The organism is Thalassotalea sp. HSM 43 (assembly GCF_004752005.1).
Taxonomy (GTDB): domain Bacteria; phylum Pseudomonadota; class Gammaproteobacteria; order Enterobacterales; family Alteromonadaceae; genus Thalassotalea_A.
Genome location: NZ_CP038493.1, coordinates 908,477 through 924,057, shown reverse-complemented (window position 1 = coordinate 924,057; position 15,581 = coordinate 908,477). Strand labels below are relative to the sequence as shown.

Sequence of the window (15,581 nt, the reverse complement as noted above, 5' to 3'; positions counted from 1 at the left end):
GCTATGATGGTTAAATTATTGTCATATTGAATCGAGTATCTATCTAAAAATGAAGCAGTTTTTGCTTTCCTTTGTGGTGTTAATAATCACCACATTTAATGTATCTGCGACCGAAACATATCGGGCAAACGCCAGTGGGCCGTATATTGAAGTAGCTCTTGTTACTGAGCATTTGCTGTTAATTCCAGGCCAAACCCAGTACCTCGGTATTTTACTGAGTCCAGAAAACCAGTGGCATACCTATTGGCGCAATGCCGGCGACTCGGGTGAAGCGCCAACCGTGCAGTGGACATCGTCTGTCGATATAGAGTTTGGTGATATTCAATGGCCATTACCTGAAGCAATTGCGGTCGCACATCTAGTCAACTACGGATACAGTGGCGATAACCTACTCATGGTGCCAATCACGTTAGCCGAAGATACTGCCTCAGTCGATGCGGCGAAGATTACCGCTGATTTATCCTGGTTAGTATGTAAAGAAGACTGCATTCCTGGTTGGGCAACTCTGACCATTGAGTTACCAATTGATGCGAGCAGCAATCTTGAGGCGACGCTAAGCCCTGATGCTGAGTTATTTAGCCATACTCGTGAGCAATTACCATCGACAAAATCCTTGTATGGTAAACATGAAATAACGGACACACATTTAGCGGTATCGGTAGCACTTGATAGTGATATCAGCGGCTTTGATAGTGATGGCTGGCAATTATTACCGTTTCGCGCGGACATTATTCAGCACAACGCGGTACAACAAGCGTTACAAGATAATGATGAGTTCAGCGACCTTAACTTCCTGTTACCCAAGTCAGATTATTTTTCCTTAGGGGACGAATCAATTGAGTTTTTGTTTACCAATGGCAAACAAGGCTTTTACCTAACATCTTCTATCAACAGTGGCGCCGTGCAATCAAGCGACAATCTATTGTGGCTGATGTTATTAGCGTTTGCTGGTGGTTTGCTACTCAATGTCATGCCGTGTGTGTTACCGGTGTTGTCGTTAAAAGCGATGTCGCTTAGCCAACAGTCAAATGCGATAAACAGTGGACAAAAATGGGGCTTTGCCATTGGTGTGTTAGCCAGCTTTTGGTTGTTCGCGGCTGTGATATTAGCGGTTAAAGCTGGCGGCAATGCCGTTGGTTGGGGCTTTCATTTGCAAGAGCCTCTTGTTATCGCAGCACTGGCGTTCTTGTTTTTGTTTATTGCCTTAATGTTATTTGATGTGGCACCCACGGGCGGACGTTTAGCGGGCATGGGGCAATCATTAACCCAAGGAAAGGGCTTTACTAGCCAGTTTTTTACCGGTGTTTTAGCTGTCATTGTTGCCTCGCCCTGTACTGCACCGTTTATGGCCACCGCGCTAGGTGTTGCCATGGTCAGTCCGGCGATGACAACGTTGGCGATATTTACCGCTTTAGCACTGGGCTTTGCACTGCCAATGACTTTATTGTCAATCAATCAGCGGTTCGCCGCGTTGTTGCCAAAACCAGGTGCTTGGACGAACACCTTTAAGCAGTTTTTAGCATTTCCAATGCTGGCGACGGTTATTTGGCTGGTGTGGGTATTTCAAGCACAAACTGGTGATATTGGGTTGTTGTGGCTAATGTCTGGTTTGCTCGCATTTGCATTATGTATTTGGCTCAGCAGTGTTGCCTCACAGCGATTTTCAATGATGTGTTTGATACTGGCACTATTGGCTGGTGGCTACAGCAGTCAACAAGCCAGTGATCATAACGCTGTGGTTGAACCGCAAACCGCTGCGACCTTTAACGATGCAACATTAGCCGCTTTGCGCAAACAAAATAAGGTAGTGCTGGTTAACATGACCGCAGACTGGTGCATAACCTGTAAAGTGAATGAACAAGTGGCATTCAATGACAGCGCTTTTGAGCAGATCATCGGTGATGATAATGTGCATTATATGGTCGGTGATTGGACCAATAAAAATAAACAGATTTTTGATTTTTTAACACGCTATAAACGCTCGGGCGTGCCACTTTACGTGGTTTACGCCGGTGAGCATTACGAACAAGTGTTACCACAAGTATTAACAACAGACATAGTTATTGATGCAATAAAACAAGCTCAACAGGAGATAAATAATGCGACACTTTAAGCAACTTCTCGCAGGTATATTATTGATATTACCAACAACCCTTTTTGCCGCAGCAAAAGTTGACACTCCAGCGCCGGATTTTAGCTTAGTTAATACTAAGGGAGAGCAGGTCAATTTAAGCGATTACAAAGGCAAATACGTGATACTGGAGTGGACCAATCATTTGTGTCCGTATGTACAAAAACATTACGACAGTGACAATATGCAAACGTTGCAACGTAAATACACCGGACAAGATGTGGTGTGGTTATCAATTATATCGTCAGCCGAGGGCAAACAAGGTTATGTTACACCAAGCGAGGCGGATGAATTAACGACGTCTCGCAATGCAGCGCCAAGTCAGGTGTTATTCGATGAAAGCGGCGATGTTGGCAAGCTTTATGGCGCAAAAACCACGCCACACATGTACATTATTACCCCTGATGGCATGTTACGTTACGCCGGGGCTATCGACAGCATTAAGTCGGCGAAACAAGCGGATATCGGCAAAGCAGAAAACTACTTAGATGTCGGTATGCAAAGCTTGATGGCTGGGCAAAGTGTGGCGAAAAAGGTTACTCCACCATATGGCTGCTCGGTCAAATATAAAAGCTAACCGCGGCCTTTTTACGACAGCTAAATAAAAAAGCGAACCTTATGGTTCGCTTTTTTGTAGTGGATTGAATCAACACCTGATGTTGCTTACTCGACTAATTGGCCATAAAAGGGTAATCGGTATAGCCTTTTGCACCACCTAAGTAAAAGGTATTTGGATCCGCTTCATTAAGCTTCGCATTTATCGCCAACCTTTCAACCAAATCGGGGTTAGCAATAAACGGTACACCAAATGCAACCGCATCCAATTGTTTATCGGCAATGGCTTGCTCTGCTTCTTGGGCTGTGTAGCCCATATTACCAATTAAATTGCCTTGATAAAGCTCGCGAGCCGGCGTTATGACATCGCCAGATTGCTGCTGCAAAAAGTCGGCGCGCATTAAGTGCCAATAGGCCAAATTATAACGATTTAGCTGTTTCGCTAAATATTTTGTATGACCAACCGGATCGCTATCGCTCATGCTATTAAAGCTATTTAAAGGCGATGTGCGCAGACCGACTTTTCCTGCGCCCCAAACTTCGACAACCGCATCTAACACCTCAAACAATAAGCGCGCACGATTTTCAATGGAGCCGCCATAGATATCGGTTCGATGGTTGCTACCATCACGTAAAAAATTATCAAGCAAGTAACCGTTAGCCGCGTGCACTTCAACGCCGTCAAAGCCGGCTTGTTTTGCGTACAAAGCGCCTTGTTTGAAGGCGTTCACAATGTTTGCTATTTCGTCTGTTTCTAACGCGCGCGGCACGGTATAGGCTTTTTTACCCTTGGCGGTATGCACTTCGTCATTAGTGATTGGCAGGGCACTAGCCGCGACAGGTACTGTGCCGTTATTTAAGTCTGGATGACTTGCGCGGCCACCATGCCATATCTGCAAAAATATTTTACCGCCTTTGGCATGTACCGCATCGGTGACTTTTTTCCAGCCTTGGACATGCTCTTGGGAGTAAATGCCAGGTCCATTTAAAAATGCCGCCGTATCTTTCATTATCGCTGTCGCCTCGGCAACAATGAGTCCAGCACTGGCACGTTGTGCATAGTGTTCAGCCATTAGCTCATTTGGCACATCACCGGTGGCGCGAGTGCGGGTCAGTGGCGCCATTAAAATTCGATTACTTAACGTGATATCACCCAACTGAATTTGTTGCAGTAAATGGGATGCATGCGTCATAAGGTACTCCTAAATTGACCTTGGTGTTCGTTATGAGGTTAAGATGGTGCTTAAAGTCGATATAACAATGGTGCGCCTTATGGCGATATTATCTAGCTTATTACATTGTTATTGATTGCCATTGCTGCGTTATAGACTGGACAAACCACTTGCGTTAGCTGGCATAATCCAATAACGTACGTCGATAATATATGCTGTCGATATATGTCGTTGAAATGCGTCATTATTAATATAAAGCGCTCAATGATGGCGCTAAACGATGGCGCAAATTAGCACGCCCTGTGTGAACGAATAGAGGGCACAGTTCGATCACCGTTCGATCATAGAACGATCACAGTTAAGTCGCTGGCAAATGCCTTGCGATTGAGATTTTGTGGTATTAATAGATACAGCAAAGCGATAGATAATAAGAAAAATAATAATGAAATCCACTAATATACCTGCCAACAAATTTAGCATAAACGCTGTTATCACCCCGCTGATATTGTTTTTTCTGGTGTGGCTGTCAATTACAGCTCAGACACCTGCAGATGATGCGTATGCAAATAGCGATATGACAGAGTTCTCGAGTGAGCGTGCCTATGCCCATCTAAATAACATTGCTGCAAAACCGCATTTTGTCGGCACCGCTGAGCACCAACGGGTGCGTAATTATTTAGTTGAACAACTCGATGCCATGGGGCTTGATGTGCAGGTTTTTGAGCACACTGGCGCGCATTCGCGGTACAGCTATATGGCAGCCAATACCCGTAATATCGTTGCCAAAATCCCCGGTAAAAGGGCAGGCAATGCCATCGCTCTGGTAAGTCATTATGACTCTTCTTTGCATTCATCTCCTGGCGCCAGTGATGCTGGCAGCGGCGTTGTCACCATTGTTGAAGGTGTGCGAGCGTTTTTAGCCAAAAATCAGCAAGCGGATAATGACATCATCATTGTTATCACCGATGGCGAGGAACGAGGTTTGTTAGGTGCGAAAGCCTTTGTAAATCATCACCCGTGGGCAAAACAGGTGAAGGTCGTGCTTAATTTTGAAGCACGCGGCTCTGGTGGCCCGAGCTATATGATCATGGAGACCAATGGCGGCAACAAACAACTGGTGCAGGCTTTTAGTGACGCGGGCATTGAACATCCAATAGCTAACTCACTTATGTACAGCGTTTATAAAATGCTGCCCAATGATACCGACCTGACTATTTTTCGAGAGGATGGCAATATTCAGGGCTATAACTTCGCCTTTATAGATGATCACTTTGATTATCATACGGTCAATGATTCGGTGGCAAGACTCGATAAAGCCAGCCTAAATCATCAGGCGGATTATTTGCTGGCGATGCTAAACTACTTCGCCAATGCCGACTTAACCACGCTTGAATCAGCAGACGACATGGTGTTTTTTAATGTGTTGAACTTAGCTGTGGTCAGTTATCCATTTAGTTGGGTGATGTTGATGCTGATTATCGCCAGTGTGTTGTTTGTGGCGATTACCTATAAAGGATTGCGATCAGGCGTTATAAATGTAGCTGCAATTGGGGTTAGTTTTGCAGCGCTATTGGCAACCATAATTGCTGCCGCAGCTTTTGGTTTTGGTGGTTGGTTGTTATTACAAAACATCGTTGCCGCGTACGCAGAAAGCCCACATAACTTTACCTATAACGGTCATTGGCTAATGCTGTTTTTCTTCAGTAGTTGTGTGGCGATAGGTTGCCGTATTTACGCGGTTGCTAAAGATAAATTGTCGTTACCGGCACTATTGATTGCGCCAATTGTTGTTTGGTTATTGCTAAACTTGATGCTCGCTATGTATTTACCGGGCGCCGGTTTTTTGATTTTACCGGTATTTTTTGCATTGCTGGTCTATTACATTTTGCTGGAAAGAGAATCAAAATCAGCATCAGAATCAGAACCGAAAGACCAACGCAAACCTTGGTCATTAATTACGATTGTTGCGCTTTTGCTTAGCCTACCTGTTGTCATTATCCTTGCCCCCTTGATAGCGTCATTGATTATTGGCCTTGGCTTAAATGCGCTGTATATCGGTTGTATATTGACCGTTCTAGTGCTGAGTTTGCTAATGCCCATTATTCGCATCAATAACAGTCAGTCATTTACTTTATGGTCGTCTTTGTTGCTGGCACTAGGCTGTTTTGCTGTATCAAGTTGGCAAGCCGGATACAGCGCTGAACAGCCGAAGCCATCAAGCATTAATTACCTGCTTAATGCCGATTCAAATAAGGCCTATTGGTTTAGCCACAGCAAACGATTAGATAGTTTTAGCGAACAATTTATTGGCGCCGAAGCAAACGACGTTGCCGCAAATGAATGGCCGCAACCGCTTTACCCGAGTTATCGACGTAGCACCATACGCCACTTTTCTGAGGCGGAAGCTAAAGACTTAGCGAAGGCAAAAATAGCAGTGCGCTTGGCGGCTAAAACGCAACAGCAACAAAGTTATCTGATCACCATTACACCGCAACGAGATAGCAATTTATTGCAGTTGGCGAGTTTAGAACCGTTAAACATTGTATCGTTAAAAGTGAATGGCCAAGCCTTTAGAAGAGCGGGGCAAAATATTGGTGAAAATACAGTGAGTGGTATGTTTTTACACTACACCTTATCACAGCCGCGAGAATCGATTGAGGTTGAGTTAACCTTACCCAGTGATGCCAGTCCACAGCTTAAATTATTTGAAACAAGCTACGATCTTATGCAGCAATTTGACTGGATCAAGCCGAGGCAAGCGCACTTAATGCCTGAGCCTTTTGCCATCAATGATGCGGTTATTATTGGTCAAAGTATAGAGCTATAAGACAGGTTTAATGCACGTTGCAAGCAAGACACCATGCCTGCAACTTGCAACCCGAAAGCAGCAAATAGCCTAGTTAGGCAGTGTCTACCATCACACTGCCTTTCATCGCAGCAAATGCAGAAAATGCAAATGCTTTTGGTATTGCTCTATAACGTCCATGATTACCGCCGATTCTGACCAACCCATGATGTCATAATCTTGGCCGCCCTGGCTTAAATGGACTTCGGCGCGGTAATAATTGTCATTATTACTGTCATCTTGGCTGGTGCTGTCGCTTTGAGTCGGATCGGTCTCGTCGCTAACAAAGTCTGGTTGTGGCAGTTCGTTTTTGTGCACACCATAGATAAAATCATGCTCTTCACCATGTAATACTTTAAAGGTCAAACCGGACTTTTTGTCTATGATTTCGGTATTGATGCTATTCTCTTCGAATTGCAGCTGTAATTTTTTAAACGCGCGCCTTACGGTTTTATCAATAAATCCTGCAGCGTTTTTCTTATCCGGTGTTGAAACAATATTATCGAGCTTTTCTTGCCAAGTTTTCGCATCTTTTTGCTGGCTATTCGGCATGGCGTTATATTGTAAACTGTCTTGTTTGGCGGCTTCTATTTTTAATGCTTTCATTAACCCATAACAGGCACTGAGCAGCACCATAGAAAACGGCAGAGCACTGGCGATGGTCATGGTTTGCAGAGCACTTAAGCCTCCGACCAAACTTAAGGTCGCCGCTACAACCCCGACGCTGATGGCCCAAAATAGGCGCTGCCAAAGCGGTGTATCATTGCGGCCATTAGAGCACAACATATCTATAACCATGGCTCCCGAGTCACATGAGGTGACAAAGAATATGACAATCATTATGATGGATAAGCCAGTCAAAAAGGTCGAAAATGGAAAGTTTTCCAGAAAAACAAATAAGCCTACGGAGGAGTTGCTGCTGATCATTTCGGCTAATTTGGTGATGTTTTCTTCGGCGACCAAGCTAATAGCAGTATTACCAAAAATGGTCATCCACAATAAGGTAAATGCGGTTGGTACCAACATCACGCCAAACACAAATTCCTTGATAGTCCGGCCTTTTGAAATTCGGGCAATAAACAAGCCAACAAACGGTGCCCAAGCAAGCCACCAACCCCAATAAAAAATAGTCCAACCGCCAATCCAGTCTTTCTTTTCATAGGCATATAGGTTGAGAGTGGCATGGACTAAATCTGATAAGTACGCACCAATATTTTGCACATAAGCTTGCAGTAAAAACACCGTCGGGCCGAGAACAAATATCAATGCTAATAAGGCAACCGCTAACAACATATTGGTTTGCGATAAAATTTTAATGCCTTTGTCTAAACCGGTGGCTACGGATATTGAGGCGAAAAAGGTGATGACCAACATAACGATCACTTGGTTGGTTTCGCTAATAGCAAGATCAAACAAATAGTTTAAGCCTGAGTTTACCTGCGCAGCACCTAAACCAAGCGACGTAGCTACACCAAATACGGTGCTGACCACGGCAAAAACATCGACGATATGACCAGGCCAACCATATATACGGTCACCAATGATGGGGTGTAGGGCAGAGCGCAAGGTTAACGGCAGATTATGACGATAGCTGAAATAGGCCAGAATAAGGGCGACAATTGCGTATATTCCCCATGCATGCAAGCCCCAATGGAAGAATGTAATCTTCATTGCCTCTCTGGCCGCAGCTAATGTGCCAACTTCAGCGGTTGGCGGGGCAAGGTAATGCATTATTGGTTCAGCCACACCAAAAAACATCAGGCCGATACCCATACCAGCAGCAAACAACATGGAAAGCCAAGTGGTTAGCGAGTAATCGGGGCTTGAGTGATCCGGGCCTAATTTAATATTGGCAAACCGTGACAGGCTCAGATAAATGACAAAACCCAGTATGATGGTCACAGTGAGTACGTAAAACCAACTGCCATTATCAATGATACGTGTTTGGATTTTAGAGAAGAACAGCTTTGCACCTTCAGGTGAGTACACAGTGAACAGCAATAAAGCTAAAATGGTTAACGCCGAAATCAAAAATACCTGACGATTGATTTTAGAAATGTCTAGTTTCAAACTAAGGCCCAGAATTATTGGCGAAAGATTAGCCATTAAGTATAGGACAAGACGCTTCGCACGGCTGTATTAAATCTCTGTTATCAAATGCATAGCCGATAGGGGCGTCGATCTACACGGTACATATTGCTTAGTTTGTTGCTCGTTTATGTATGGCGAGACATTGCTCGGGTTACTGGGTTACTGGGTTAGTGGATTAGCTGGTTAGTGGGCTAGTGGATTAGTGGATTAGCTGGTTAGTGGGTTAGCGGGTTAGCGGGTTAGTGAGCGATTTTGTCGGTCAAAGCTTGTGCTTTCGTTTGCATAAAAATTTATAACAAAAGCTTACTAGAAAGCGCACAACGAACGCCTTTTGGTGCGAGTTTTACAGGGTTCCTGTATACGAGAGTTCTATGCTTCGTTGTTTTAATAAATGGAGTTTTTTGTAATCAAGGTTAAGCTTTTATTGACTATGAAAGCTTTATATATGAAAATTCATATATTCGTTATTTCATATGTAATTGTGCTAGCTTTAGTGTCGAGCTATTGATTAAGCAACAACCTTTGGAGTTACAACATGGGTTTATTTGAACGTTATTTATCGGTATGGGTTGGCTTAGCAATTATTGCCGGCATTATATTAGGCAGTGCAGTCCCTAGCATATTTGATCAAATCGCGGTGTTTGAATATGCAAGCGTGAATTTGCTTATCGCGTTACTGATTTGGTTGATGATTTATCCAATGATGGTGCAAATAGATTTCACCTCAATCAAAGATGTCGGTAAAAAACCGAAAGGGCTGGTGTTGACCTTAGTGATTAACTGGTTAATCAAACCATTTACGATGGCGCTGCTTGGTTGGTTATTTTTTAAAGGCATATTTGCAGACTGGGTAGACCCACAAACCGCTAATGAATACATTGCCGGCATGATATTGCTCGGTGTTGCACCATGTACGGCGATGGTATTCGTATGGAGCCAGCTTACCAAAGGGGATGCCAATTATACCCTAGTGCAAGTCTCGGTGAATGATGTCGTCATGATTTTTGCGTTTGCGCCAATAGCTGGCTTCTTACTCGGTGTGTCAGATATCAGTGTGCCTTGGGACACTTTATTGCTATCAGTGGTTCTATATGTTTTAGTGCCGTTGATCGCCGGCGCCATTACCCGCAGCAAACTTGATAAAAAGGATGATCATCAAAGGCTCGATGGCTTTTTAGCCAAGATGAAACCTTGGTCGATTATAGGTTTATTGTTAACTGTGGTGGTGTTATTTGGATTGCAGTCGCAAACGATTCTGGAAAAACCTCAGGCTATTGTGCTTATCGCTATTCCTTTGTTGATTCAAACTTATGGTATTTTTGCCATTGCCTACTGGGCCGCTAAACGGATGAAGCTGGCGCATAACATTGCGGCACCGGCATGTATGATCGGCACATCAAATTTTTTCGAGTTGGCGGTGGCGGTCGCGATATCATTATTCGGCCTGCACTCTGGCGCTGCATTGGCAACCGTAGTTGGTGTTCTGGTTGAAGTCCCTGTGATGCTGTCATTGGTGTGGTTTGTCAATCGCACACGGCATTGGTTTAATGAGTATTAGGTTTGATGATTAATTAGTATAATAATTAAGCTATTTATCTTTCATGGTGAATACAAACTGAAAGGCGAACGAAGTTTCGCCTTTTTTTGTGTGTTAAACAGTCGTTATGTTGTTTTTTTACAACATTTGATGTTTGTCAATTTATCGATTTCGCGTCTAATTTAGCCTTTAATTTATATTCTTATTTGTTATATCTTATTTCGTTGGGTTATAGGTAAGACCAGTTTTAAAGCCCCTGAAAAATCATTGCTTTTTTAAAAAACAAACCACAGCAACTTGTTAAATGGACAATGTCTTACAAGATATTTTGAGAGCGTCCTACATCAATTGTAAAGGTTGTGTGAATTATAGAGTTTTTGTTCAGATTCGTGTTTACTTTGTAATTTTATGTCAATAGAATTGCCGGGTTAGGATCTATTATGCATAGGTCTTTAAGAAGAAATTGTTGTGGTATGTTTTAGCAATTTGCAGTCTTCAAAAATCATTCCTAATCCTGAGGGACAATGGAGTATCGATATTTGCCTGCGGTTAATTTGCGAAAACGGTTTAGCTAATCGAGATACACACGAATCGTGACGTGATTATAGCTTTGCTTCATATACTAAAATCGATAGCCGAATAGTGTTTACACTGTCGATAATGCCCCTAGCACCATTCAATTTCCTTTCAAAATAAACTGTTACGTATAAACGTTTTTGTCGTTATAAAACAACCGAGATTAGGTTGTTCAATCATTTCAGATTACGAATGCAAAAAGCAGTTTGTCGGCGCTAAACACATATACCTTTGCATTTGCTGGTAAGCACAACGGCTTAACCTTCGAATGCAATACCAATAAAAACAAATTTTTTATGCCTTGAGGAGCCAAACCTTTGGGCGGAAGCGTGCCTAACACGGCAGCAAAATAACAATAATTGAATAAAATGCTCGATAACAATTACCCACAACCTAGAAATGCCTGGCAAATTATGTGCGATAGTGTGCATGCTTTGCTATTGCGTGAAGTAAAGACACGTTTTGGTACCAATCGAATGGGGTATTTTTGGGCGCTGTTTGACCCTATAGCACAAGTTGCAGTACTAGCGTCTATTTTTACTTTTATTGGCAGGGAAAGTGTTACCGGTGTACCTATTTCTTTGTTTTTGATTGTGGCTATTTTACCCTATAAGTTATTTGCTAAATTGTTACCGCAGTTATCAGCGGCGGTAGCCTCTAATAAAGCGTTATTTGGTTATCGCCAAGTGTGCCCTGTAGATCCTGTCATAACTCGATTATTAATTGAAGTTGTTACATTTATTGTGGTGTATTTTATTGTTATGGCAATTGCAGGGTGGCTAGGGCTTGATGCGTTACCAAATGACTTGCTAATGCTGTTGTTAGTAACGTTTTTGCTTATTTGTTTTTCTGCGGGCTTAGGCTTATTACTTTGTTGTGCGACATTGCATTGGCAAGATACGCCTAAGCTACTAAGTCTTATTTTAGCGCCTATGTTTTTTATATCAGGGGTGTTTTTTAGTGCCACAATGATCCCGCCTAATATGTGGTTTTTATTTGACTGGAACCCTATTTTTCATTTTATTGAGCTTAGCAGAGACGCCTATTTTCTATCTTACCAATCTCCTATTGGTGATATTTACTATGTAGCCTTTCTTTCACTTATCTCTCTGGGTGTTGGCATGGCTATGTTTCAAGCCAATCGTCAAAAGTTCATTACCTTATGATTAAGTTTGAAAATTTAAGTAAATATTATAAAACCAAGCAAGGTAAGCATTACATTCTCAAAGATGTAAATATTGAGCTGCCTACCGATAGAAATATTGCAGTATTGGGGCCCAATGGTGTTGGTAAATCTACCCTAATTCGCATGATGGGAGCTGCAGATTTACCGAATAAAGGGAAAATCACATCAGATAAGAGAGTTTCTTGGCCACTAGGTTTACAAGGTGGTTTACAAGGCTCTATGACAGGGCGTGAAAATGTGCGCTTTGTTGCCAGAATTCACGGTTATAAAAACACCAAACCTATTGAAGAAAAAGTCGCAGAATTTGCCGAAATTGGCAAGTTTTATGATGAGCCGGTAAAAAACTATTCAAGTGGTATGCGCTCAAGAGTGACCTTTGGATTAACAATGGGCTTTGACTTTAATTTTGACGTTCTTTTAATTGATGAGCTTTCCGCTGTTGGTGACGCCAACTTTAAAGCAAAAAGTGAAGCATTAATGAAAGAGAAATATGAAAAAACCAAACTTGTAATGGTTAATCACTCGGTCAATGAATTACGAAAATTTTGTGATGCAGGGTTGTTGATTCATAACCAACAACTGCATTTTTATGATGATTTAGAAATCGCAATAAAAGAATACGAACAAATATATGTTAGAAACTAAAAAATCACTAACGCCGATGCAAAGAAAGTTTAGGAAGCTAAAGCGCAATCCTAAGCTATTTTTAGTTGATTCAAAGGCATACTTAAATACTCGAAAAACACTATATGTTACGTGGGCCAAGCTAGGTTCTTTTGCATTAGTTGTTTTGGCCTCGCTTTTTATAATTGCTTACTATGCGGTTATTGCTAGCCCAAGATTTGTAAGTGAGTCTCAGTTTGTTGTCAAAGAGGCTGGCTCATCAGAGGTGTCATTAGGCGGATTAGCCGCTTTAGGTGGTTCTTCCCCGTCAATGCGCGATGCCTTAATTTTACAAAAGTTTATTCAATCGCGTGAAATGGCGATGAAGCTAAACAACAGCGTTGATTTAAAAAGCCATTATGAAAACACAACTTGGGATTTCTTTAGCCGCCTAGAGTCGAAAAGTTCAAATGAAGAATACATCGAGTATTTTCAAGAACACGTAAAAGTGATTCACGATGAAATGTCAGACGTGCTGTTAGTTGAAGTACAAACTTTTAATAGTGACTATTCACTAAAGGTTGCTCAAGCATTACTAAAAATTAGTGAAGAGTTTATTAATCAGTTAAGCGATAAAATGGTATTGCAACAATTAGATTATGCGCAAACTGAAGTTGAGAGAGCTTATACAAAACTAACTGAGCAACAAGCCGCTTTAATACAGTTTCAAGATGATTTTAAACTATATAGCCCTGAGATTCTGGGAGGGGCTTTAGTTGAGGCGATTAATCAAATAGAAGTTGAAATTATTAAAGAAGAAGCAGAGCTTAAATCTTTACTCGTGGTAATGCGCGAAGATTCGGTTGATGTACTGAATAAACAAATTCGAATCCAGTCTTTAAAAGAACAAGTGGTACAAGAGCAATCTAAATTGACCGAGAAAGATCATGATTCATTAAACAAAGTTAATCGTGATTTTAATGAAATAAAATTAAAAAATGAATTAGCCGCAGATCTCTATACATCGGCTCTAGTTAATTTAGAAACTGTTCGTGCAGATGCTTACGGCAAGGTCAAACATTTACTCGTAATTGAATACCCAGCATTGGCAGAAGATCAAAAATACCCACGTCGTATATACAGCATAATTACCTGGTTCATTTCTATATTACTTATCTATGTTGTCGGACGTATGGTCTACACAATAATAAAGGAACATCAAGAATGATAAGAGCATTATTATTTGCCACTAGCATCATACTTTTTACTACTACTTCATCGCATGCCATTTCGATTACGCAGGATGCAAAGTCGGAAAATCAGCAAACTATCGATCAAACAAATTTAAAAAAATTATATGGTGATTGGGTTTTTAAAGGTGGTTTTAAAGAAACTTCGTTTTCAGCAATCAATCCTATGTACCAAATATCTCAAGGCGATACGCTATTGGTACAATTGTGGGGTGGGGTGAATTTTCAAGAAAACATCAAGGTTGATCCAAGAGGTAATATTTTTATTCCTAAAGTCGGCCCTATTAAAGTGTTAGGTGTACAAAACTCAGATTTAAACGACGTGATCAATAAAAGCATTCGTCGAGTTTATAAAGCTAATGTAGAAGCGTACGTTAGTTTGCTTTCGAGTCAGAAAGTAAAAGTGTTTTTATCTGGCTTAGTGACCAACCCAGGTTTATATGAAGGGCAAAGTGCAGATAGTATTTTTAGATTTATTGACCTAGCTGGCGGTGTACGCCGTGATATAGGTAGCATGCGTCATATTGCTGTAAAACGAAACAACCGAGTTAAATACGATATCGATTTGTATGCGTTTTTACAACGTGGTGAATTGCCGGTAATGCAATTACAAGATGGCGATGTAATATTTGTAGGCCCTAAGCAAGGCGAAGTTGAAGTTGAAGGTGAAGTAGGTTTTGAAGGAAAGTACGAACTTAAAAATGCCACTGCTAACCTTGCCAATATTATCTCTGCGGTACTTGCTAAAGATAAAGCGACTCATATCACCATCATTGAACCACAACACAACAAAATTCAAACTGGTGCGGTTAAAGAAATTACCGCACACCAATATCCGATTAATCAGACAGACCTTTCGACTATAGAGATTGAACCTGGCGCCTTAATCAAAGTGTCATCACAACTAAAACCAACCAGTATCAGTGTTGATGTATTAGGCGAGCATGACAGTGAATTTGAAATGGTTTTACCTTGGGGCTCAAGCCTCGCAGACTTATTAGAACGAGTAGAGTTTAACAAGCTTTCAAATGACAAAGCTGTTCAGTTATTCAGACGCTCAGTTGCAAAACGCCAAAAAGAGATGCTTGAAGCATCATTGGCATCATTAGAGCAAAACGTATTAACCACTCGCTCAGAATCTACGGAAGCCGCCCAGCTTAGAGAAGCCGAAGCCGGCATTATTCTTCAGTGGATTGAAAAAGCCCGCCAAGTACAACCTAAAGGCCAAGTTTTATTATCCGAAGGATATAGCCCTGAAAAAATAATTCTTCAACAAGGTGATCAAGTTGTTATTCCAAGCAAACGTAACTTAGTTATGGTGCATGGTGAAGTGCTATTCCCAACGGCAATCGCCTTCAAAGAAGGCATGAACGTTAAACAGTTTATTGCCAAAGCTGGCGGTGCAACAGCTGAATGGGAAAAAATGAATATTTTGGTGCAAAAGCCAAATGGTGACTTTGTCAAAATAGACGAAGAAAACCTAAAAGATAACAAAATAGTTAAAGCAGGAGATGAGATTTTCGTATTAGCCAAACCCGACATGAAGGAATGGCAGTTAACGAAGGACATATTCCAAGTGATTTATCAAATAGCAGTATCAGCTGCTGTTGTAGTCGGTTTATAAGAGTTTAAGTA

10 protein-coding genes are annotated in these 15,581 nt (G+C 41.7%); 8 read left to right on the top strand and 2 right to left on the bottom strand.

All coding sequences use genetic code 11. The features are described 5' to 3' along the window. Positions 1 to 49: 49 nt before the first annotated feature. Positions 50 to 2,113 carry a protein-disulfide reductase DsbD family protein gene (locus tag E2K93_RS03785; protein ID WP_135437817.1) on the top strand — a complete coding sequence of 688 codons (2,064 nt, stop codon included), beginning with the start codon at positions 50 to 52 and terminating at the stop codon, positions 2,111 to 2,113. Next, positions 2,100 to 2,708: a redoxin domain-containing protein gene (locus E2K93_RS03780; protein WP_135437816.1), complete on the top strand. Its 609-nt coding sequence runs from the start codon at positions 2,100 to 2,102 to the stop codon at positions 2,706 to 2,708. The genes E2K93_RS03785 and E2K93_RS03780 overlap by 14 nt, the downstream gene beginning before the upstream one ends. Before the next feature lie 94 nt (positions 2,709 to 2,802). On the opposite strand, the gene E2K93_RS03775 is transcribed toward E2K93_RS03780, so the two are convergent. Further along, positions 2,803 to 3,879, bottom strand: coding sequence for an alkene reductase (locus E2K93_RS03775; protein ID WP_135437815.1), 1,077 nt, complete (start codon positions 3,877 to 3,879; stop codon positions 2,803 to 2,805). A gap of 421 nt (positions 3,880 to 4,300) precedes the next feature. On the opposite strand from E2K93_RS03775, the gene E2K93_RS03770 reads away from it, so the two are divergent. Further along, positions 4,301 to 6,685: a M28 family peptidase gene (locus E2K93_RS03770; RefSeq protein ID WP_135437814.1), complete on the top strand. Its 2,385-nt coding sequence runs from the start codon at positions 4,301 to 4,303 to the stop codon at positions 6,683 to 6,685. A 102-nt stretch (positions 6,686 to 6,787) separates the two neighbouring features. Here the strand turns inward: E2K93_RS03770 and E2K93_RS03765 are convergent, their stop codons facing one another. Beyond that, positions 6,788 to 8,773 (bottom strand): BCCT family transporter, encoded by a 1,986-nt coding sequence (locus E2K93_RS03765; RefSeq protein ID WP_416316102.1) that lies wholly within the window; start codon positions 8,771 to 8,773, stop codon positions 6,788 to 6,790. A gap of 556 nt (positions 8,774 to 9,329) precedes the next feature. Here E2K93_RS03765 and arsB point away from each other — a divergent pair. The 5 genes from arsB to E2K93_RS03740 all read left to right on the top strand — a co-directional run bounded on the left by arsB (position 9,330) and on the right by E2K93_RS03740 (position 15,570). After that, the gene (gene arsB / locus E2K93_RS03760) at positions 9,330 to 10,352 is read left to right on the top strand and encodes an ACR3 family arsenite efflux transporter (RefSeq protein WP_135437812.1); all 1,023 of its coding nucleotides are present in this window, start codon (positions 9,330 to 9,332) and stop codon (positions 10,350 to 10,352) included. 923 nt (positions 10,353 to 11,275) lie between these two features. Then, a complete protein-coding gene (locus E2K93_RS03755; RefSeq protein WP_135437811.1) occupies positions 11,276 to 12,073 on the top strand; it encodes an ABC transporter permease in 798 nt (265 codons plus the stop codon). Then, positions 12,070 to 12,738, top strand: coding sequence for an ABC transporter ATP-binding protein (locus E2K93_RS03750; RefSeq protein WP_135437810.1), 669 nt, complete (start codon positions 12,070 to 12,072; stop codon positions 12,736 to 12,738). The genes E2K93_RS03755 and E2K93_RS03750 overlap by 4 nt, the downstream gene beginning before the upstream one ends. After that, positions 12,725 to 13,924 carry a lipopolysaccharide biosynthesis protein gene (locus E2K93_RS03745; protein ID WP_135437809.1) on the top strand — a complete coding sequence of 400 codons (1,200 nt, stop codon included), beginning with the start codon at positions 12,725 to 12,727 and terminating at the stop codon, positions 13,922 to 13,924. Before E2K93_RS03750 ends, E2K93_RS03745 begins: the two co-directional genes overlap by 14 nt. Further along, positions 13,921 to 15,570, top strand: a complete 1,650-nt coding sequence (locus tag E2K93_RS03740; protein ID WP_135437808.1) for a polysaccharide biosynthesis/export family protein — start codon at positions 13,921 to 13,923, stop codon at positions 15,568 to 15,570. Before E2K93_RS03745 ends, E2K93_RS03740 begins: the two co-directional genes overlap by 4 nt. Positions 15,571 to 15,581 lie beyond the last annotated feature (11 nt).